The 21,307-nt window shown below is 72.4% G+C and carries 17 protein-coding genes; 3 read left to right on the forward strand and 14 right to left on the reverse strand.

The window, feature by feature from the left end; genetic code table 11:
• Positions 1-56: 56 nt before the first annotated feature.
• The 3 genes from ABZS66_RS47125 to ABZS66_RS47135 all read right to left on the reverse strand — a co-directional run bounded on the left by ABZS66_RS47125 (position 57) and on the right by ABZS66_RS47135 (position 2,098).
• Positions 57-731 carry a hypothetical protein gene (locus tag ABZS66_RS47125; RefSeq protein ID WP_354769578.1) on the reverse strand — a complete coding sequence of 225 codons (675 nt, stop codon included), beginning with the start codon at positions 729-731 and terminating at the stop codon, positions 57-59.
• An 83-nt stretch (positions 732-814) separates the two neighbouring features.
• Positions 815-1,582 carry an SDR family oxidoreductase gene (locus ABZS66_RS47130; RefSeq protein ID WP_354769579.1) on the reverse strand — a complete coding sequence of 256 codons (768 nt, stop codon included), beginning with the start codon at positions 1,580-1,582 and terminating at the stop codon, positions 815-817.
• Positions 1,583-1,654: 72 nt separating this feature from the next.
• Positions 1,655-2,098 (reverse strand): helix-turn-helix domain-containing protein, encoded by a 444-nt coding sequence (locus ABZS66_RS47135; protein ID WP_354769580.1) that lies wholly within the window; start codon positions 2,096-2,098, stop codon positions 1,655-1,657.
• Positions 2,099-2,215: 117 nt separating this feature from the next.
• On the opposite strand from ABZS66_RS47135, the gene ABZS66_RS47140 reads away from it, so the two are divergent.
• Complete coding sequence (locus ABZS66_RS47140) at positions 2,216-3,082, forward strand: aldo/keto reductase family oxidoreductase (RefSeq protein ID WP_354769581.1); 867 nt, start codon at positions 2,216-2,218, stop codon at positions 3,080-3,082.
• 81 nt (positions 3,083-3,163) lie between these two features.
• Complete coding sequence (locus tag ABZS66_RS47145) at positions 3,164-3,568, forward strand: hypothetical protein (protein WP_354769582.1); 405 nt, start codon at positions 3,164-3,166, stop codon at positions 3,566-3,568.
• On the opposite strand, the gene ABZS66_RS47150 is transcribed toward ABZS66_RS47145, so the two are convergent.
• The 5 genes from ABZS66_RS47150 to ABZS66_RS47170 form a co-directional block, all read right to left on the reverse strand.
• Positions 3,547-4,287 carry a pentapeptide repeat-containing protein gene (locus ABZS66_RS47150; protein ID WP_354769583.1) on the reverse strand — a complete coding sequence of 247 codons (741 nt, stop codon included), beginning with the start codon at positions 4,285-4,287 and terminating at the stop codon, positions 3,547-3,549. The genes ABZS66_RS47145 and ABZS66_RS47150 overlap by 22 nt on opposite strands.
• Before the next feature lie 99 nt (positions 4,288-4,386).
• On the reverse strand, positions 4,387-6,135 hold the full coding sequence (locus ABZS66_RS47155) for a hypothetical protein (protein ID WP_354769584.1): 1,749 nt from the start codon (positions 6,133-6,135) through the stop codon (positions 4,387-4,389).
• The gene (locus ABZS66_RS47160) at positions 6,125-7,600 is read right to left on the reverse strand and encodes a glycosyltransferase (protein ID WP_354769585.1); all 1,476 of its coding nucleotides are present in this window, start codon (positions 7,598-7,600) and stop codon (positions 6,125-6,127) included. Before ABZS66_RS47160 ends, ABZS66_RS47155 begins: the two co-directional genes overlap by 11 nt.
• Entirely contained in the window at positions 7,597-11,469 is a 3,873-nt protein-coding gene (locus ABZS66_RS47165) for a PA14 domain-containing protein (protein ID WP_354769586.1), read from the reverse strand. The genes ABZS66_RS47160 and ABZS66_RS47165 overlap by 4 nt, the downstream gene beginning before the upstream one ends.
• Before the next feature lie 47 nt (positions 11,470-11,516).
• A complete protein-coding gene (locus ABZS66_RS47170) occupies positions 11,517-13,709 on the reverse strand; it encodes a glycosyltransferase (protein WP_354769587.1) in 2,193 nt (730 codons plus the stop codon).
• 779 nt (positions 13,710-14,488) lie between these two features.
• Here ABZS66_RS47170 and ABZS66_RS47175 point away from each other — a divergent pair.
• Complete coding sequence (locus tag ABZS66_RS47175) at positions 14,489-15,466, forward strand: acetylxylan esterase (protein ID WP_354769588.1); 978 nt, start codon at positions 14,489-14,491, stop codon at positions 15,464-15,466.
• Here the strand turns inward: ABZS66_RS47175 and ABZS66_RS47180 are convergent.
• The 6 genes from ABZS66_RS47180 to ABZS66_RS47205 all read right to left on the reverse strand — a co-directional run bounded on the left by ABZS66_RS47180 (position 15,415) and on the right by ABZS66_RS47205 (position 21,181).
• Entirely contained in the window at positions 15,415-16,458 is a 1,044-nt protein-coding gene (locus tag ABZS66_RS47180) for a Gfo/Idh/MocA family oxidoreductase (protein ID WP_354769589.1), read from the reverse strand. The genes ABZS66_RS47175 and ABZS66_RS47180 overlap by 52 nt on opposite strands.
• Positions 16,455-17,531, reverse strand: coding sequence for an alpha-hydroxy acid oxidase (locus tag ABZS66_RS47185; RefSeq protein ID WP_354769590.1), 1,077 nt, complete (start codon positions 17,529-17,531; stop codon positions 16,455-16,457). The genes ABZS66_RS47180 and ABZS66_RS47185 overlap by 4 nt, the downstream gene beginning before the upstream one ends.
• Positions 17,494-18,138: a hypothetical protein gene (locus tag ABZS66_RS47190; RefSeq protein WP_354769591.1), complete on the reverse strand. Its 645-nt coding sequence runs from the start codon at positions 18,136-18,138 to the stop codon at positions 17,494-17,496. Before ABZS66_RS47190 ends, ABZS66_RS47185 begins: the two co-directional genes overlap by 38 nt.
• Positions 18,131-19,123, reverse strand: a complete 993-nt coding sequence (locus ABZS66_RS47195) for a Gfo/Idh/MocA family oxidoreductase (protein WP_354769592.1) — start codon at positions 19,121-19,123, stop codon at positions 18,131-18,133. Before ABZS66_RS47195 ends, ABZS66_RS47190 begins: the two co-directional genes overlap by 8 nt.
• Positions 19,120-20,100, reverse strand: a complete 981-nt coding sequence (locus tag ABZS66_RS47200; RefSeq protein WP_354769593.1) for a M14 family metallopeptidase — start codon at positions 20,098-20,100, stop codon at positions 19,120-19,122. The genes ABZS66_RS47195 and ABZS66_RS47200 overlap by 4 nt, the downstream gene beginning before the upstream one ends.
• A gap of 82 nt (positions 20,101-20,182) precedes the next feature.
• Complete coding sequence (locus ABZS66_RS47205) at positions 20,183-21,181, reverse strand: oligopeptide/dipeptide ABC transporter ATP-binding protein (RefSeq protein WP_354769594.1); 999 nt, start codon at positions 21,179-21,181, stop codon at positions 20,183-20,185.
• Positions 21,182-21,307: the final 126 nt, after the last annotated feature.

Genomic DNA, 21,307 nt, shown 5'->3' on the forward strand with positions numbered 1-21,307 from the left:
TCGTCACCGACGAACCTTGACCAACCAGCAACAGCCCTAACTGAACGGCGTTGGGGCTAGTCAGGCGGCTGGGCGAACCAGCCGGAGGACGGGCGCGGCGGGGTCGGCAGCGGTGCGGGCGCCGTGACTGATTGGGGCGGCCAGAGCACGTGGCTGTGGGCGGCTGCGGCGTGGATCGCGCCGCCGTCGAGGACCGTGCGGGACTCCGGCATGCCGAAGCCCGGCCAGGCGAGCACGACCGTCATCGGTCCCGCGGGGGGCAGCGGCGCCACCCAGTAGGCCTGGTCGACGCTCTGTTCGCTGCCGCCTCCGCCCTGCTGGACGAGCATCAGCGGGGTGCTGTCATCCCCCGCGGCCGGGCCCGCCATCCGCAGGTCGTGCAGGGTCGACGCGCGACGACCGTCGGGGTACTCGATGCCGAGGAGCAGGCGGTCCTCCAGCGGGATCTCGACGCCGGGGTGGGCGTGGGAGCTGATCAGCGTGAACAGCCCGCCGCCGGGGAGCCGCGACCGTGCCTGGCGCACCCGGACGGCCAGCGTGAAGCGGAAGCCGGTCGAGAACGCCTCGACCTGGGTGATCCCGACCGCCGCGTCGTCGGTCCGGCCGAGCAGGACCGTCAGCGCGACACCGGCCGGCAGCTCGTTCTCCGGCGGGGAGATCCTCCGGTGCCACTGTTCGATCTGCTCGGGTGTCAGCTCCCCCGCCGCTTCGCCTCGACGACCAGTCCACATGGTGTGATCCTCCCGCGCGGGCAGGCTCGGTCACCAGTCCCTGGACCTGAGCGTTCCCACCCGTCGACGAAGAACTCGGCTCCCTAGACCTGAGCGTTCCCACCGTCGACGAAGAACTCGGCGCCGGTGATGAAGCTGGCGTCGTCGGAGGCGAGGAACGTGACGGCCTCGGCGATCTCTTCGGGGCGGCCCAGGCGTCCCATCGGCACACGCGACGCCAGCGCGTCCATCCCCTCGGGCCGGCCGGGGAGCGTCTCCGCCCCCTCGGGGTGGCCGGCGAGCATCGCGGTGCCGACCGGGCCCGGGCTGACCACGTTCACCCGGATGTTGCGGCCCTGGTCGTACAGGTCCGTCGTCCACGTGCGGGCGAACGACCGCACCGCCGCCTTGGTGGCCGGGTAGACGCCCTGGGCGGGGTAGCCCTTGATGGCGACGAGGGAGCCGGTCAGGATGATCGAGCCGCCGTCAGGCATCAGCGGGAGGGCCTTCTGCGCCGTGAACAGCGTGCCCTTGACGTTGGTGTTGAAGGCGTGGTCGATGTGCTCCTCGGTGATCGAACCGAACGGTACCCGGTCGAGGGTGGCGGCATTGGCGAAGACGATGTCGACGCGTCCCTGCTCCCGGCCGATCTGCTCGTAGATCCGGTCGAGGTCCTCGGGCTTGGTGACGTCTCCCTGGACGGCGGTGACGGCGTGCCCGATGGACGCCGCCGCGGCCTCCAGTTCGGGCTTGCGGCGGCCGGTGATGTAGACGTGGGCACCCTCCCGGGCGAACTCGCTGGCAGTGGCCAGGCCGATGCCGGTGCCGCCGCCCGTGATGAGCGCGACCTTGCCCTCCAGTCTCCCGGGCATGACGTACCTCCCCCTCGCTGAGTCGGCCGAAGCCGCCTGCGTACCCCGCCGGCACCCGGCCACACCGGCCGCTCAGGCGACGTGGTCGTCGTACGTCGCGCGGTTGGCGAGCACGTCGTCCATGTGCGTTTCGGCCCACGCCTTCAAGCCGCGCGTCATCTCGTGCAGGGAGACGCCGAGGCCGGTCAGCTCGTAGGTGACCGTGACGGGCACGGTCGGCACCACAGTGCGGGTGATCAGACCGTCGCGCTCCAGCGAGCGCAGCGTCTGCGTCAGCATCTTCTGGCTGACGCCGGCCAGCAGGCGCGACAGCTCCGAGTACCGCATCGGCCGGGGTACACCGGCGCAGTCGGCGCCGAACCGGTGCGAACCGTCGCTGCGGAGCGCGGCCAGCACCAGCGTGACCCACTTGTCCGCGATCTGGTCGAGCAGCTTGCGACTCGGACATTGCGCTAGAAAAGCGTCATACTCCACCTTGGCCTGCGCCCGCTTCTGCGCCGCCGTCGTCGTCGCCATCGTGCCACTCCTTCCACCGGGTGCGTTACGCACCTCCAGGTGCCTACTTCCCACGAGAAAGTTACCCGCCGAAAGTGAGTGCAGCACCGCTCAGCACGATACGGAAGAGGTATGAGCATGGCTTCGACTTCCCTTCCCGGCGGCACCTGGACGCTGGGAGACCTGACCGTCACCCGGTTCGGCTACGGCGCCATGCAGCTCGCCGGCCCCTGGGTCATGGGACCGCCGGCCGACCACGACGGCGCGCTCGCCGTCCTTCGCGAGGCCGTCGAGCTCGGCGTCACCCACATCGACACCGCCGACGCGTACGGACCGCATGTCACCAACCGGCTGATCCGGGAGGCGCTGCATCCCTACCCCGACGCGCTGCACATCGTGACCAAGGTCGGCGCGAACCGCGACCAGCAGGGCGGCTGGCCCCCGGCCCGTGACCCGCAGAGCCTGCGCCGGTCGGTCCACGACAACCTCGACAACCTCGGCCTCGATGTGCTCGACCTGGTCAACCTCCGGCTCGGCGACGCCCAGGGACCCCAGCCCGGTCCGGTCGCCGAGGCACTCGAGACGCTCGTCGAACTTCAGCAGCAGGGCCTGATCCGGTACCTCGGGCTGAGCAACGCGACGCCGGAGCAGGTCACCGAGGCGCAGACGATCGCACCGATCGTGTGCGTGCAGAACATGTACAACCTCGCGCACCGCCGGGACGACGCCCTGATCGACGCGCTCGCCGACCAGGGCATCGCCTACGTGCCGTTCTTCCCGCTCGGCGGCTTCAGCCCGCTGCAGTCCTCGGTGCTCTCGGCCGTGGCCGCCCGGCTGGAGGCGACACCGATGTCCGTCGCCCTGGCCTGGCTGCTGCGGCGCTCGCCGAACATCCTGCTGATCCCCGGTACCTCGTCGACGACCCACCTGCGCGAGAATGTCGCCGGCGCGGGACTCCCCCTCGCCGACGACGACCTCGCCGAGCTGGACAAGATCGGCCGCTAGCGCAGCCGTGCCTGGGATGCGCTGGGCCCTGACCAATGGTCGGGCTCCAGGCGTGCGGTTGCCCGCGATACTGTCTGCGGCGTGGGCGTCATGATGGACTACTTCGCGGCCACCACCGAGGAGTTGGCTGCGCTGGACCTCGACGTCGGTCCGGCTGGCAACGGTTGGCCGTACGTCGACTGCAAGGGCTGGATCTTGGAGGTCGAGGAGTTCGCTGCCGAGATCGACGGCCGGGATCCGAGCAGCTTCGGCCGGGACGAGCCCCTCGGCGACGCGAACGATCCGGAGCACGAGGGCCCGTGGACGGTGCGGATCAATGCCGAGCTCGTCGACACCCTGGCATGCCTGGAGGCCGACAAGGTCCGCAGCTACGCAGACCGGTATCTGCTGGAGGACTGGGAGGTCGAGCGGCTGATCGAGCTTGCCGGACTCGCGCGGTCCGCGCGTGCCGAAGGGCGGGCACTCTACGTCTGGTCGTCGGTGTAGTTCTCGACGAGGAGCGACCACAGCTGATCGCGCAGCTGCGGTGGCAGCCGGTAGCCGAGCTCCCGCCGGCGGACCAGCGTGAAGCCGTGCGGATCTCGGTGGCCGTGGGTGCGAAGGAACTCCACCGCACGGACAGCCCGGTCCGGCCAGGTACGATCCGGCCACGCCTGGCCCGGCTGCGCATGAATCGCAGCCGTTGCGGCCTCGACGCGCTCGTCGACCCGGTTGATGAGGGCGTAGTCGTCACGATCGGTCGGCCAGCGCTGGGCGCGCAGGTCGATGTCGCGGAAGTCGACGTCGACAAGGTCGGCTTCGCTGAAGTCGTTGCCGCGCCACTCGTTGCGCGGCCGGTCCGGCTTGAACAGGCCCGTCGGGACGCCGAAGAAGATGGTGTGCCACACCCTTCCACGAAACGTGCAGTCGATGAACTCCGCGGCGTCGAGCCGCAGATCACGCAGCCTGGCGTGGTCGAAGACGCACCGTTCGAACCGCGCGTCGTGAAAGGACGTGTTGAAGAGCGGGAAGCGAGTCCGCCGGAACACACAGTCGACGAACCGGGTCTGTGTCCCGCGCCCGACGCCGAACCGCTCGAACGACGTCTCGGCGAACCGGCACCGGACGAACGCGCCGCCGTAGGCGCCGAACCAGTCGAAAGACTGACCCGAGAAATCGACGTCGACCCACTCCTCGTGACGGTTTTCCCGCCGGGGCAGTTCCACGGCTGGAAGGTACCAGCCCTCCGTGACTGGTCGATCCCCGCGGCCCGGGCGGTCGGCGCCGGCGCGCGGCCGGTTGCGGCGACAGGTTGACCGCTGTGCTCAGGGGACGGGCGTGACCGGGACCAGCGTCCACAGCACGACGCCCCACTGGTCGGCCCACGCGCGCGTGCTCTGCGTGCCGCCATCGGCGACATGGGCGGTCCGCACCGCGTCGGCGGCGCCGTTCGCGGAGATCAGCAGGTACCGCACCTGACTGCCGCGCGGGTCGGCGAGCTTGGGCGCGAAGTCGCGGTCCGACGTGATGACGAACTGGCGCGGATTCCGGCTGGCCATGATCACCGCGAACGCGTAGGCGGAGTCGGTGATCACCGCCCCGTCGGGCAGGCCCATGGCGTCGAGGTCATGGGCGACGCGAGCGTTCAGCCGCGCCAGGCCGGCGGTACGGGTCGCGCCGGCCTCGGTGAGCCACTCCGACTCCTCGCGGGCGAGCCGCGGGGCCCGCAGGGTGGCGATCGCCGCCGGGAGCGCGAGCGCGGCGGCGAGCACCGCGGCCACGGCTACGACCCGCTGCCGGCGCGGCCCGGACGGCCGTCCCGGCCCGGATCCGACGGTGGCGAGTGCCCCGCCACCGCTGCGCGTGTCGCGGAGCGCCCCGATGAGCAGGCCGGCCAGCGGGGCCAGGGTCAGCCGGGAACGCCTGCCGCGGCCGATCGGCGCGCCGCCGAGCACCGCGGGCGTGGGCGCGGGATCACGCACCCGGCCGGCGAGCAGGACCCCGGTGAGCAGGTACGCCAGTGGCAGCGCCGCGATCTGGAAGCGCAGCCAGCCGAACGAGTTCCCGGACAGGAAGGCGAGGTTGCCGAAGGCGAGCACCGCGCCGAAGACGGCGAGCGGCGCGAGCATCCGCGGGTCGCGCCGGCGCAGGGCGACCAGTGCGGCCAGCGCCAGCAGGATCGGCAGCACCGGCTGGAGCCCGAGCAACTGGTTGAGGGCGTACGTCGTCCGGCTGCCGAGGTCCTCGCCGGTGATCGAGTGGATCCCGCGTTCGTTCGCGCTGACCTGGGCGGCGTTGCCGTACGCCGAGGAGAACGTGGCGAACCACTGACCCACGATGATCTTGCTGGCGAGCGCCCAGCCCGCCACGGACAGGGCGACCGGCAGCGCCGTGAGGACGGCGTCGGCCTGTGCGGTCGCGTATCGCCACCGGGGCCGGCGGCGGCCGCGCCACCAGCTCACCGCGAAGACCACGACCGGCACGGCGAGCCCGGGGGCGAGCGCCTCGTAGCGGGCACCGTACGCGAACCCGAGGCTCAGGCCGAGCGGGACGAGCGACTGCGGCCGTCCGTCGGACAACCATCGCAGCAGGGCGCGCGCCGACATCACCAGGAAGAACATGAAGCAGGCCTCGCTCATGCCGTTGCCCGCGTAGATCAGGAACATCGGGTGGGCCGCCAGCAGCAAGGTCAGCACGATCCGGGACGGCCGGGAGACCCGCAGCCGGCGGAGCGTGTCGTTGCCGGCGGCGACGGTTCCGGCCATGAACAGCGCCGACATCACCGCGGCGAGCAGACCTTCGCTGGTCAGCGCCGGCACGACGGCCTTCAGCGGCAGCGCCGGGAGCAGGAGCAGGGAGGGCAGCGGGTTCCAGACGAACCCGACCGCGGCCAGGTGCGGGTCGCGGCTGAACAACACGTAGTAGCCGTTGGCGACCCGGCTGGTCGAGTCACCGGGGATCAGTGCCTGGTGCCAGAACCACCAGGCGACGGCGAGGTAGCACAGCAGCGCCGCGGCGAAGACGATCCGGCCCTCGGTCAGCCGGATCCGCCGGCGCGTGGTCTCAGTCGGCATGGACCTGCTCCCCGGGATGGCGGGCGGCCGGCAGGTGCAGCCCGTGGGTCGTCTTCTCCCAGTAGGACGGGTTGAACACCAGCTGCAGGGCCGCCTTCGCCCCGGCGATGCTGGCCATCATCCAGTACACCGGCGACAACAACGCGGTCATGAGGAGGTCGGGCCGGCTCATCTGATGGACTGCCAGGACGTTGAGGTAGATCACCACGGCGTTGCCGAAGACCAGGCAGACGAGCCCGACGTAGTAGAACGGCGTGTCGAACAGGGTCTGTACGAAGGGCGGGCGGGCGACGAACCAGAGCGCCGTCATGGCCCAGAACACCGTGTTGAGCAGCGCGGTGAGCGGCGTGCCGGCGACGAAGAGGTTGAGGCACAGCAGTCCGCGCCAGGTCAGCTGCCGCGCCGACCGCCACGGCGCGCGCATGTGGATCAGCCAGGTCAGCAGGTACCCCTTGTACCAGCGGCTGCGCTGCTTGACCCAGTTGATGAAGTCGGAGTTCGCCTCCTCGAGGGTCACCGAGTCGAGCACGCCGACCCGGTGACCCAGGCGGGCCAGCCGGATGCCGAGGTCGGCGTCCTCGGTGACGTTGAACGGATCCCAGGCGCCCAGGCGGCGCAGCGTCGCCATGCGCAGGTGGTTGCTCGTGCCGCCGAGCGGGATCGGCATGCCGAGCGCGACGAGCCCGGGCAGCAGCGAACGGAACCAGGTCGCGTAGTCGAGCGTGAACCACCGCGTGATGCGGTTCTGGTCGGAGTTGAAGTACCCCAGCTCGGCCTGCAGGCACACGTAGTCGGGGCCGAGCCGGTCGAACGCGACGGCGGCGCGGCGCAGCTGCAACGGGTCCGGCCGGTCCTCGGCGTCGTAGATCGTGACCAGGTCGCCCCGGGCGAGCTGGAGGCCGTAGTTGCAGGCCTTCGGCTTGGTCCGCGGGTGTGCCGGCGGCACCACCACGAGCCGCACGTGCGGGCCGGGCAGCGCGGCCCGGGCCGCCGCGATCGTCTCCTGGTCGTCGGCCTCCAGCAGCAACTGCACGTCGAGCTTCGCCGCCGGGTACTCCAGCGCCGCGAGGTGCTCCATGAGCAGACCGATCACCTCCGGCTCACGGTAGGCCGGAACGAGCACCGTGTAGACCGGCAGGTCGTCGTCGGGGACCGCGCGGGCCTCCTCCTCACTCACCCGCACCCGGTGCTCACGCCGGTTGGCGGCCCAGACCAGCGCGATCCGGAAGGTGATCGCCCCGGCGTACAGCACCGTGATGGCGGCGATGAGGACCTGCAGCGTCCCGATCGTCCACAGCAGCAGCGCTAGCCCCAGCGCGAGCACGGCGACGATGAGCAGCGCCCGTTGCAGCCGGGTCAGCACGACGTGCGCGGACTGGTCCGGCCACAGTTCCCGCAGCCCGTGGATGCTGCGGGCCAGGCGGAGGTCGGTGCCCGGGTCGAGCTCGTCGGGCGGCGCGGTCACGGCTGCCCTCCGGTGATGCTGAAGCGGGCCACGGCTCCGCCGCCGTTCTCGTAGTACTCCACGACGATCGTGTGCTGGCCGGCGGCGATCGGGACGTCGGCGGTGTAGGTCGTCGGGGAGTGGTCGCTCCAGCCGTCGATGACGACGTTGCCGTCGAGCCTGACCCGGATGCCGTCGTCACCCGTCGCGCTGAGCCGGTACGTGCCGGCGTCCAGCTGCACCGTCCTGGTCCAGCGCGCCGAGAAGCCGTCGACCGGGACCGCGGGGTCCGGCGAGCCGGCACCCCAGTCGGCGGCGATCTCGTCCTCGTTGCGGGTCAGCACGGCCGGTCCGGTGAGCGTCGTGTTGCCGAAGTACTCGGCGACGTACGGGACGGCGGGCGGCGGCGGCTGGTCGGTCCTGGAGAAGTCCAGCCGCGCGACGGCACCGCCGCCGTGCTCGTAGTACTCCAGCACGATCGTGTGCGAGCCGTCGGTGAGCGCACGGGTCACCGTGTACGGGGTCGGCCCCTGGTCCACCCACTTGTCGAGCACCTTCACCCCGTCGACGAACAGCCGCACGCCGTCGTCCCCGGTGACGGTGAAGGCGTAGTAGCCCGCGGTCAGCTGTACCGACCTCGTCCACCGCGCGGAGAAGCCGTCGGCCGGGATGGCGGGGTCGGGCGATCCGTCGCCCCAGTCGAAGCTGACGGTGTCGTCCTGGCGGGTCACTGCGGGAGTGCCGGCAAGGGTCTGGTTGGCGAAGTACTCGCCGGTGTACCCGTCCTGCACCGTGACGTCGCCGATCCGCTCGTAGTCGAACCCGACCAGCGCCCCGCCGCCGTTCTCGTAGTACTCGACCCTGATCGTGTGGTTGCCGCCGAGCAGGACCTTGTCGACGCTGTACGGCGCGTTCTGGTTCTGCCACCGGTCGACGACCGGCACGTTGTCGACGTACACCCGGATGCCGTCGTCACTGGCGCCGCTGAAGCGGTAGAGGCCGGCGGGCAGGATGTCGGTGCGGGTCCAGCGCGCGACGAACTTGTCGGCCGCGATGGCCGGGTCCGGCGACCCGCCACCCCAGTCGAAGTTGACCGAGGTGTCCTGGCGCGTCAGGTCGGGCGTGCGGGTGGGGATCGGCGGCGAGTCCCCCGCGGTCGGGGTGTTCCAGAACTCGGCGGTGTACGCCGAGGACACCTGGACGTCGCCCACCTTGAGGTAGCGCAGCCGGGCCACGGCGTCGCCGCCGTTCTCGTAGTAATCCATCACGATGCTGTGCGGCCCGCTGTCCAGCAGCACGCGTGCGGTGTGGCTCGTCGCGCCCTGGTCGATCCACTTGTCGATGACCCGCACGCCGTCGACGGTGAGCCGCACGCCGTCGTCAGCGGTGACGGTGAAGTCGTACTGGCCCTGGATGAGGACCAGCGTTCCGGTCCAGCGGGCGACGAAGTGGTCCGCCGTGACCCCGGCGGCCGGCGAGCCGGCACCCCAGTCGTGGTCGATCTCCGGCTCCTGCCGGCTCAGGGTCGGTGTGCCGGTCGGCACGGCCGGCGCCGATCCCGCACCCGGTGTGTTCCAGTACTTGGCCTGGAACGACTGGGAGGGCTGGTCGGTGGTGGTGTCCCAGTCGAGCTTCGCGAGCGCGTCGCCGCCCTCGTCGTAGTACTCCATCACGACGGTGTGGTCACCGGCGCCGAGGTCGCCGACGTAGTTGTAGGCGGTACCGGACTGGCCGCGCCACTGGTCGATGACTCGCTTGCCGTCGATGTACAGCCGCACCCCGTCGTCGCTGACGGTGGTGAACCGGTAGCGACCCGCCGCGAAGTACTGCGTCTTCGTCCAGCGGACCGAGAACTCGTCGGCCGGCACGGCCGGGCCCGGCGAGCTTTCCTCCCACACGAAGTTGATCTGCGGGTCCGGCCGGGTGAGCACCGGCGTGCCGGAGAGGTTCTTGTTGCCGAAGTAGGCGCCGGTGAACGGTTGCGAGGGCGCGTACGTCGCGGTGTAGGTGGTGTCGGTCTCCGGCGTGCTGATCGTGTGCCGGATGGCCTTACCGTCCGACCAGCCGGTGAAGTGGTAGACGGTGCCGTCGGCGGCGACGGCCGTCGGCGGCGCCGCCAGCTCGCGCTGGAAGCCGATCACACCCTCGACGGTGAGCGGTGTGGCCACCGGGACGCCGTCGAGCATCGTGCCCAGGCCGGCCGGCTCGGTGCGCAGCGTGATGTGCGACTTCCGCGGATAGATGTTGATCGACTTCGAGGTGGACAGGCCGTTCGTGTCGGTGGCCGTGACCAGGATCTCGTACCACGTGTCGGCCGAGGCCTCGCCGGTCGCCGGGATGGTGAACGACCCGGCCCGGCCGGTGAGCGGCCCGACGAACGGATGGAAGTGGGTGTGGTGGTGCAGCCGCACCTCGGTCTTGATCGCGGCGTCGTTGAGGTCGAAGCCGGCGCCGTCGGTCGCGAAGGCGTTGTAGGTGATGGTGTCACCGGCCCGGTACAGCGCGCCGTCCGCCGGCACCGCGATGGTCACGTTCGGCGGCACCCCGACCTGGACCACGATGGGCTTGGCCGGCACCGCGTCGTGCCCGTCGGAGACGGTCAGCTGGACCGTATAGACGCCGACGTTCGCGTACCGCTTGACGGGGTTCGCCGCGGTGCTCGTCGTGCCGTCGCCGAAGTTCCAGTTGTACGTGAGCGGGTCGCCGTCCGGGTCGCTGCTGCCCGCGCTGGAGAAGTGCACGTCGAGCGGCTGGATGCCCTTGGTGACGTCGGCGGTGGCGTTGGCCACCGGCAGATGGGTCGTGGTGTTGTAGGTGATGCGTCGCAGCTCGCCCGGGTAGTAGTTGAGGTAGTACAGCGAGCCGTCGGGGGCCACCTTCAGATCCACCACGCTGCCGGCGTTGGCGTCGAAGTCGTGCACGGCGGTGATGTTGCCGCTCCCGTCGAGCTCCGCCCGCCGGATGAAGCCCTTCGCGTAGTCACCGAAGAACAGGTTGCCGCGGTACTGCTCCGGGAACATGGTGGCGTGGTAGATCGGTCCGCCGGTGACCGCCGCGCTCTCACCGTCGTGGTTGTACGTGTAGAGGGGGTCGATGAACCCGGCGCAGTCAGCGGTGCACTTGCCTTCCTTGAGCGGCCATCCGTAGTTGCCGCCCTTCACGATGCGGTTGACCTCTTCCCAGGTGAAGTCGCCGACGTCGCCGCCGTAGAGCAGTCCGGTCGCGCTGTCGAACTGGAACCGCCAGGGGTTGCGGAAGCCGTACGCCCAGATCGCGCCGACCTTGCCCGGCTGCCCGTAGAACGGGTTGTCGGTCGGGATCGAACCGTCCTTGTTGATGCGCAGGATCTTGCCGTGCGGGTTGCTCAGGTCCTGGGCGTTGCTCCCGTAGCCGTTGTCCCCGACCGCGAAGTACATCTTCCCGTCCGGACCGAAGCGGATGCTGCCGCCGACGTGCAGGTGCTGGGAGAGCGACTGCGTCTGGAAGATCGTGAAGGGTCCGTCCGTGCCGACGTCGCCGGACGCGTCGAAGCGGACCAGCCGGTTCAGCAGGTCCAGCCCCGTGTAGTAGAAGTACACGTAGTGGTTGCTGACGCCGAAGTCCGGGTCGAACGCGATGCCGATGAGACCCCGGTCGCCCGTCGCCTCGGACGGGAGCTCGGCGAACGGCTGCGCCAGCAGCTGCCCGTCCTTGAAGATCTTGATCTTGCCGGTGCGTTCCAGGATGAAGATGCGGCCGTCCGGCGCGATCTCGAAGCCGGACGGGCCGTCCAGGCCGGCGCCGACGACGAGCGACGTCTGGAAGCCGTCCGGTGGCGCGCCCTTCGCCGGTGTGGCGACGAGCAGGCTCGCCAGCACGCACGCCGTCAGTACCAGTGCTCGAATGTTCATGGTTTCCCCAGGTCGGAGTTTCACGGATGAGACGACGGCGGGTCCGCTCAGTGCGGCGTGCCCTGGTCGATGATCATGGTGATGACGGGCAACAGCGCGGAGCCGCCGAGTCCGGCGGCGACCAGCGCCAGTGCGGCGGTGGCAAGGCGGCCCCGCGGCAGGTAGTGGCGTTCGCCGGCCGGCGAGGCCGTGGCCGGCCGCGACCACCGCCACGCGAAGATCGCGATCGTGGCGGCCAGCAGGACGTCGGGCGCGCCCGTCGCCGTGACCGCCCGGAAGGCGGCCGGGCCGAACAACCGTCCGACGAGCAGGGCGCAGGCGAGGCCGAGGACCGCTGCGGCGATCACCGCGGCCCACGCCAGGAGCGTGCGGGTCAGGAGGCGCCGCGTCGCGCCGGAGCAGCAGAGCGCCGCGAGCAGGACGCTCAGCAGCGCACCCGGCAGGGCGGTCGCCGGGGTCGCCGCCTCCGCCAGGACGAGCGGCTGCCCGCCGTGGCGGACCCACAGCGCACCCGTGTCCAGCCGGTCGGCGAACGGCGCGCTGACGAACGCCGCGCCGTTGACCAGCACCCAGTCGCCGGCATCCCGCATCGCCGGGGTGGGCGTGAGCGACGCCACCAGCGGCAGCGCCAGCACCCACCGCAGCCGGGCCGCGGTTCTGGTGCCGAGCAGCAGCACGATGGCGCCGGCGAGGAAGGCGATCGCGCCGAGGAGCGGCCAGGCCGACGGGGCCGCGTCGTCGCGTGCGATCACGGTGATCGCGGCGGCCATGCCGAGCAGCCCGGCCGCGATCAGGCCGTCCACCTGACGGTCGTGGACCTCCGGCTCGGTGGCGGGCGGTCTGAGCCGGCCCACGAGCAGGGCGGCGGCCACCGCCAGGGGGATCACCAGCGACACCGCCGGCTGCCTGGAGTGCACGTCGGCCCACACCTGCCCGGCCACGCCGGGGAACGCCGCCATGGTGAACAGGCACGCGAGCACGATCCGGACCCGGGCCGAGCGGCGCACGGCGACGACCATCCGGCCCGCGCCCGAGGCCACCGCCGAGCCGGGGCCGCCGTAGATCCACTGGCTCACGGCCACGTACCGCACGGCGAAGACGACCACGATCGCCGCCACGTTGGCCGTGAGGTAGTGCAGGTGCAGGCCCTGGACCAGCCAGGCGAGCACGGCGAGGTGCAGTGGGAGCAGCGCGTTGTTCAGCAGCCAGAAGCGTCCGAACCTGCGGCGCGCGTGATGCTCGACGCTCGGCATGACGAGGCGGTCGATCACGGCGAAGTTCCACACGACGGCCGCCTGTGTGGAGGCGACCGCGGCCGCGAGGTACGGCACCGCGAACACGTGGGTCAGCAGCCACAGCAGCGCCGAGTTCACGAGGATGCCGGAGCCTCCGGCGGCGGCGAACCCGAGGATCCGGGCGAGCCGTGACGACGGCCGCACGGCCGAGTGTGCCCGCAGCCGGGCCAGGTGCAGGGCGAAGCGGACACCCTCGCGGACGGAGGCCTTGCTCTCGCCGGCCAGCCGCGGCTGGAAGGTGTAGGGCACCTCCGCGATCCGCCGGATCCGGCTGCGGACAATGATCTCCAGCAGGATCTTGAACCCGTCCGGGCGCAGTTCGGGGTCGACGGCCTCCCGCCGTACCGCGAAGAAGCCGCTCATGGGATCGGACACGGGCCGCAGGCGCAGCGGGAAGGTCAGCTTGGTGAGGTGGCCCGACAGCCGCGACACGAGGCGCCGGACGGGACCGTCGAGGCCGCCGGCGTTGCCGGATCCGCGGTACCGGCTGGCCACGACGACGTCCGCCCCGGAGGTGTTCACGGCGTCCACGACGGCCGGCAGCGCCTCGGGTGGATGCTGCAGATCACCGTCCATCACGATCACCCAGGGGGTGCGCGCGGCGCGGATGCCGGCCGCCACCGCTCCGCCCAGGCCGCCGCGGCGCTCGCCGTGCGGGCGATGCAGGACCCGGATCCGGTCCGGGGCATCCGCGGCGGCGGCCCGGATCGTCTCCTCGGTACCGTCGTCGCTGTCATCGACGAACAGGATGTCGGCCGGGATCGCGGCGTCGGTCAGGACGGCGTGCAGGCGGCTCAGCACCGGTTCCACGTTGTCGGACTCGTTGCGGGTCGGGATGACGATGGTGAACCGCGGCTCCGGCTCCAGCACCTCCACGGCGCTGTCCGGTCCGCTCGCCGGGACTTCCTCGTCCGCAGGCAGGTCGAGGTGCGGCGACCCGCTCATCGGGCCGGCTCCGGATCCCGACGGGACGTATCAACGCCAAGGGCGGTGAGGGCAGTCAAAAGACCAAACTCCGAAACGTGAAAAAAGGCAAAATGATTGACCGCAACCAATTCATTGGTGCGCGTGCCGAAGAGCTGACGACTTTCAGTGGTACCGCTACGAAGATCGGAATGCGCTGACCGGGTGGGCACCGTTTTCGGCCGAATTCTCCGGCGTGCGGCACATCGAATGTCGAGCGGATGGGCGAAGGCGATCGTCTCGCTGAACAATATGTAGACCAGCGCCTCGGCCCAGCTTGAGCCAACTTTGCTACTGTGATGTACATCACATTTGGCCGTCCTCCCGGCTCACCAACATCGGGTGAGCCGCCGCCTCGGCCCCGATGGTCTGCTGTTGATGGTGCGCCACCCGCGCCCAGCACTGTCCACGATGGACACTCGAATTCGGCCCGTCCGGCCGACGAATTCGGCATGCCCAGGAGAGACCGAAATGACCGAGATCATGCGCGCCGGCGCGGTGACCGACCGCCCCGTTGCGCGGCGTCCGGAAGGAACGCGACGAGAGCCTTGAACAAGGCGAAGGCCGACTCGGGCGACGCGTCACGTGGGACCGTTCACACGGCGTTCACCGCCGCCGCGTTCGCGTAGTGCGCCCGCGCCCCGTCCACCGCTCCAAAGGGGTTCCCGGGCGGGCCGACCCTTGACGCGCCATCAGCGCGGGCGGCAAGATCGCAGACGGAAATGGAAAGAGCGTTTCATCTAGTGGAACGAGGTCTGGCGATGGTCATGTTCGACATGCCGCTGAGCGAGCTGCGCGAGTACCGGCCCGACCGGGTCGAGCCGTCGGACTTCGACGGGTTCTGGGCGCGGACGCTCGCTGAGGCACGGCGGCACGACATCGCCGCCGAGTTCGCCGCCGCCGACTCAGGACTGCGGACCGTCGACGTGTTCGACGTGCGCTTCGCCGGCTGGAACGGGGAGCGGGTCGCGGCGTGGCTGCTCATGCCCCGGCACGTCGACGGGCCCGTCCCGGCCGTCGTCGAGTATGTCGGCTACGGCAGCGGGCGCAGCCTCGCTCACCAGCGGCTGTTCATGAGCGCGGCCGGCTTCGCCCACCTCGTCATGGACAGCCGCGGGCAGGGCTCGGCGTGGCGGCCCGGCGTCACGCCCGACCCCGACCCGGCACCGCAGACCGGGCAGTACCCCGGCTTCATGACCCGCGGCATCGACGACCCCGAGCGGTACTACTACCGGCGGATCATGACCGACGCCGCCCGCGCCGTCGAGGCCGTCCGCGCCCACCCCGGCGTCGACCGGCAGCGGGTCGCCGTCTACGGGCGCAGCCAGGGCGGCGGGCTCGCGCTGGCCGCCGGCGCGCTCGTCCCCGACGTCGCCGCCATCGTCGCCGACGTGCCGTTCCTGTGCCACTACCGGCGGGCCACCGAGATCACCGACAAGACGCCGTACGCGGAGATCGCGCAGTACCTGAAGGCCCGCCGCACCGACGTCGAGCGGGCCTTCCGGACGCTGAGCTACTTCGACGGCGTCAACTTCGCCGCCCGGGCCACGGCGCCCGGCCAGTTCGGGGTCGGGCTCATGGACGACGTCTGCCCGCCCTCGACCGTGTTCGCCGCGTACAACCACTACGCGGGGCCGAAGGACATCTGCGTGTGGCCGTACAACGGGCACGAGGGCGGTGAGGTCTTTCAGGAGTCCGACACGCTGACGTTCCTCAACAAGACGCTCGCGCCGCGCTGAGCGGACCGCTCGGCACCGGAGAGCATCCGCGTCGTCAGCAGGCCGTCCGAGCCGGTCACCGCCGGCGGACGGCCCTGCGTCACCGCCTCGAGCAGGTCGCCGAGCTGCGCGGCGTACGCACCGAGCCGGACCGGGTCGCGCGGGTTCGTCGCGTCGAAGTCCGGCTGGCGCGTCACCGTGCTCCAGGCGCCGTCGCGGGCCAGGCGCAGGGCGCCGTACGCGTCGAACTCCAGCATCCCCGTCGTGCCCACGACGAGGAACTGCAGGCCGCCGCCCAGGCCCGGCGGCGGGATGTCGTAGCTCATCCACACCTGGGCCATCGCGCCGCCGGTCAGGCCGTAGGTCACCATCGCGCTGCGCATCGGCGGCGGCTGGGACGAGAACTCCCCGAACAGCGCGAACACCACCTCCGCCTCGGCGCCGCTGAGCCAGCGCAGCAGGTCGCAGGCGTGCGCGCCCCAGGAGGCGTAGGCGGTCTGCTGCGCCGGGTCGAGCTTCCACGCGTCGCGGGTCTTGGCGGTGTCCCAGAAGCCGACCTCGGGGCCGAGCGCCCGCACCATCGTCACGCGCCCGATCGCGCCCTCCTCGACGAGCCGCCGGGCGGTCGCGGGCACGTGCCGGAACCGCTGCTGCGACACCACCGCCAGCCGCACGCCGGCCTCGTCGCAGGCCGCCACCATCTCGGCGCACTCCCCCGGGTCCTGCGCCATCGGCTTCTCGACCAGCACGTGCTTGCCCGCGCGGGCGGCGGCGAGGACCTGGTCGCGGTGGGCGGCCGGCGGGCTGGCCACGACGACGATGTGCACCTCGGGATCCGCCAGCAGCTGCGGTACCGAGGAGAAAAGCCGGCAACCGAACTCCGCCGCCACCTCCGGCGCCCGCGTCCCGCCCGCGATCCCGGCCAGCCGCGCGCCCGGCAGGCAGGTCGCGGCCACCGCCGACCACGTGCGCCCCATGAACCCGGATCCGACGACCCCGACCCCGATACTCATCGCACCAGCTCCTTCGTGACGCCGGCGATGCCGGCCGCGCCGCACATCGCCATCGCGGTCTCCAACTCGTCGCGCAGCATCAGCAGTACGGCGGAAACCCCAGCCGCACCGTCCACGGCCAGTCCCCACAGGACGGGCCGGCCGATCAGCACCGCCCGCGCGCCCAGCGCCACCGCCTTGAGCACGTCCGTGCCGCGGCGAAACCCGCCGTCGACGTAGACCTCGGCGCGGTCCCCGACGGCAGCGACCACCTCCGGCAGCGCCTCGATCGGCGGCACGGCGGTGTCCAGCTGCCGGCCGCCGTGGTCGGACACGATGACGGCGGCCGCACCGGAGGCGACCGCCAGCGCCGCGTCCGCGCCGGCGAGGACACCCTTGACCACCACCGGCAGCGACGTGCGCTCCGCCAGCCAGGACACGTACGGCCAGGTCGCGGAGCGGTCCAGCAGGCCGTCGAAGCGTTTGCGCATCGCGGCGCCGGTGACGTCCCACTCGACGCGCGGGACGGCGGCGGCCGGGAAGTTCGGCGAGGGCGGGGTCGACCAGCGGTTGCGGATGTTGCGCTCCCGCTTCGCCATCACCTTGTGGTCGACGGTGAGGCAGATGGCGCTGTACCCCGAGGCCTCCGCCCGCCGCAGCAGCTGCACGGCGAGGTCGCGGTCGCGCAGCAGGGGCAGATGCATCCACCGCGGTCCCGGGGCTGCCGCGGCGATCTCCTCCAGCGGGAACGTGGAGCCGGAGCTGACCACCATGAGGGTGCCGGTGTCCGCGGCGCCGCGGGCGGTGGCCAGTTCCCCGTCGGGGTGCGCGATGCCGTGGTCGCCGGAGGGCGCGACGAGGATCGGGGCCGGCACCGGGTGGCCGAGCACCGTGGTGGACGGGTCGCAGGTCGTGATGTCGGTCATCACGCGCGGCCGGAGCCGGATCGCGTCGAGCACCCGGCGCGGCAGGCCCAGGCTCACCTCGGCGTCGGCGCCGCCGGCGATGTAGTCGTACGCGGCCGGGTCGAGCAGCTCCCGGGCGCGGGTCTCGTAGTCATCGAGGTTGACCAGGTCGTTGACGGTGTCCGTCATGGGGTGCCTCCTGCGGCACGGCGACCGGCTGTCCGGTCGCGATCGACTGGTGGGCCGCGGCGGTCGTGTCGGCGGCGATCGCCGCGTCGTGCAGGGTGTAGCCCGGGGAGCCGCCGGTGGGTGCGGCGGCGGTCGGCTCGCCGGGCGCGGCCTCGGCGGGCAGCAGGCGCATGCCGTCCGGGCCGTGGCGGCGCACGGCCGGGGCGGCGAGGTCGATCTCGGTGTGGGCGTGCGAGCCGATCAGGCGGGCCGTGATCGAGGACAGGCCCGGCGCGTCGGCCACCACGAGGGAGGCGACGACGCCGTGGGTCATCAGCAGCGAGGCGACGAGGCCGGTGGCGGTGCCCTCGGCGTACACCTCGACCGGCTCACAGCCGGTGAGGGCGCGGGCCAGGTCGACGGCGTCGCCGAGGGTGCCGTTGAGGCACTCGACGTTGACGCTGCGCGGAAGGCCCAGGTGGCCCGCGTCGACCCACGCGCGGGCGCGGCGGACGGGCGCGGCGAGGGCGGGCGAAACGTCGGCACGGACCCGTCCGAGCGCGGCGGCGAGCGCCGCGGCACGGTCCGGCATCGCGTGAGACATCGGGTCAGGCATCGGGTCAGGCATCCAGCGTCACCTCCATCGGGGCGCCGGCCTCCAGGGAGCGCTGGGCGGCCAGGGCGGTGGCGAGCGCGGCCCGGGACTGCTCGAGGGTGATGAGCGGCGCGGCGCGGCCGGCGAAGACGTCCGCGGTGTGGACGGCCTGGTGGTAGAGGGCGTCGGCGACCGAGGCCGGCGGGGTGGTGACGGGCGTGCCGCCGAGGGCCGCGTCGGCGGCGGTGTGGTGGGCGAGGGTGCCGGTCTCGCCGGTGAGCGTCATGCGGCGCAGCATGTCGCCGGGGCGGCGCAGGCCGTACGACAGCTCGGCGAGGGCCACGGCGCCGCCCGCGAAGCGGACCGTGACGTGGAAGCTGTCCGGCGTCGGCATACCGGGCGCGTGGGTGCACCAGCCGCGGGTGAAGACCCGCTCCGGCCGGTCGCCGAGCAGGGCGATGGCGAGGTCGAGCGGGTGCATGCCGTTGTGGACGAGGTGCCCGCCGGACGCGGCCGGGTCGAGCTGCCAGCTGTTCCAGCCGCCGGGCCAGACGTGGCCGACGTACCAGGCCAGGTGCAGCAGGCGCGGGGTGCCGACCTCGCCGGCGGCGGCCGCGGCGGCCAGGGTGCGCACCGCGGGCTGGAACCGGGTCGTCTGCCCGACCATCACCCGCACGCCGGCCGTGCGGGCCGCGGCGACGACCGCGTCGAAGTCGGCGAGGCGGCGCGCCGGGGGCTTCTCGATGACGACGTGCTTGCCGGCGGCGATGGCGGCCAGGGCCCGGGCCGGGTGGTCGCCGGTGCGGCCGCAGACGATGACGCCGGTGACCGCCGGGTCGGCGAGCGCGTCGCCGAGGTCGGTGCCGGCCCGGCAGCCGGGCGCGAGGGCGGCGATCCGCCGGGCCCGGGCGAGGTCGGTGCCGACGACGTGGGTGACCTCGACGCCGCCGACCCGGGCGAAGGCGGACACGTGGTCGGCGGCGATCGCGCCGGAGCCGAGGACGGCGACCCCGATCATCCGGCCACCGCCCGCGCGTAGACGGCGTCGGACGGCCGGCCGAGCACCGGCGGGCGGGCCGGGGCGACGCCGACGACCGGCGTACCGGCGGCGACGACCGCGGAGCGCTGCAGGGTGGCGACGTGCCCGGCCTCGGGTGCGGTGACGACGGCGAGCTCGCGGCCGCGCGGGTCGAGGACGCTGCCGACCCGCCGGCCGCGCTCGACCCGGTCGAGGAGCGCGACCTCGGGCAGGAACAGGCCCGCGACCGGGGTGACGGTGAAACTGTCGGTGTCGCCGTCGCCGTGCAGCCACAGGCCGGGCCGGACGGGCGGGGCGTCGGCGGCGAGCATGCCGAGGTGCGCGAGGACGTTGCGCACGCCGCCGGTGTAGCCGTCGAGCCGGGCCCGGTCCAGCACGCCGCCGTCGGGCGACTCGACGTAGATCGCCGGGATGCCGAGCTCCCGCGCCAGGGTCAGGGTCCGGCCGGGGCCGAGGCTGCCGTGCGTCCAGACGATGCCCGCGCCGAACGCGACGGCCAGCTCGACGCCGGTCGTCGCGGCCGGACCGCCGTCGTCGAGGCCGCCGGCGAAGAACGGCATGTCGGTGGCCGGGGTCGAGGTGTGCAGGTCGATGAGCACGTCGCTGCCGCGGATGAGCCGGTCACCGACGAGCGCGGCGAGCCGCTGCGTCGGGGTGCCGGCCGGGTCGCCGGGGAACGACCGGGCCAGGTTGCCGTCGTCCGCGGGCCCGGTGCGGCGGTCGGCCTCGAAGGCCGCCTCGTGCGTCACCGGCACCACCCGCAGCCGCCCGGCCCGCAGGTCCAGCGGCCCGGCGGTGAGCCGCCCCGCGCCGACGATGCCGCCGACCTCGTTGCCGTGCACGCCGCCGAGGACCAGCACCGACGGCCCGTCACGACCACTGTCCAGCTCGTGGACGGTGACGCCCGGACCGCGGTCGCCGGCGGTCAGCCGCCGGCTGCTCCACTGCGCGGTCATGCGCCCTCCGCCTCGCTCCGGCCGCACGACCTGTCAGCTGAGCCCACGGTGACGGGCCTCCTCAGCTTCGCTCCGGAACCGGTCACGGGGTCACCACGGCTTCCTCCTCGGCGAAGTGGCACGCCGAGGACGCCCCGGCCGGGGTGCGGATCTCCAGGAGCGGGCGCTGCGACGCGCACCGGTCCTCGGCCTTCCAGCAGCGGGTGCGGAACGGGCAACCGCTCGGCGGGTCGGCCGGGTTCGGCACGTCGCCGGTGAGCAGCCGGCGCCGGCCCGGGTCGCGCAGCCGCGGGTCCGGGACCGGCACGGCGGACAGCAGCGCCTGCGTGTACGGGTGGGATGGGCGGGTGAAGACCGTGTCGGCGTCGCCGTACTCGACGATGTGGCCGAGGTACATCACCGCGACGCGGTGCGCGAGGTGGCGCACCACCGCGAGGTCGTGGGCGATGAACAGGTACGCGACGCCGAGCTCGCGCTGCAGCCGGGCCAGCAGGTTGACGACCTGGGCCTGGATGGACACGTCGAGCGCGGAGACCGGCTCGTCGAGGATGAGCAGCTTCGGCTCCAGCGCGAGCGCGCGGGCGATGCCGACGCGCTGGCGCTGGCCGCCGGAGAACTCGTGCGGGTACCGCGTAATCGCCTCGGCCGGCAGCCCGACCAGGTCGAACAGTTCCCGCACCCGGTCCCGGCGGCGGCCGCGGTCGCCGATGCCGTGGATAGCCAGCGGCTCCGCGACGATCTCGCCCACCGGCATCCGGGCCGGCAGCGACGCGTAGGGGTCCTGGAACACGTACTGCAGGTCGCGGCGCACGGCCCGCAGCGCCCCCGTCCCGAGCGCCCCCAGGTCCCGCCCGTCGAACATGACCCGCCCGGCGGTCGGGGCGTGGAAGCGCATGATCGTGCGGCCGACGGTCGACTTGCCGCAGCCGGACTCGCCGACCAGCGCCAGGGTCTGCCCGGCCCCGACGTCGAACGAGACGCCGTTGACCGCGTGCACGGTGCCGCGCCGGCGCTGCAGCACCCCGCCGCGGATCGGGAAATGCTTCACCAGGCCGTCGACGGAGAGCAGGGGGCCGCTCACGCGCCCACCTCCACGGCCTCGTCGTGGAAGTGGCACGCGGCCCGGTGACCGGGGCCGCGCTCGGGGCCGGTCTCGGGGCCGGTCTCGGGGCCGGTCTCGGGGCCGGTCTCGGGGCCGGTCTCGGGG

Source organism: Dactylosporangium sp. NPDC005572, from assembly GCF_040605515.1.
In the GTDB taxonomy this organism is placed as follows: Bacteria; Actinomycetota; Actinomycetes; order Mycobacteriales; family Micromonosporaceae; genus Dactylosporangium.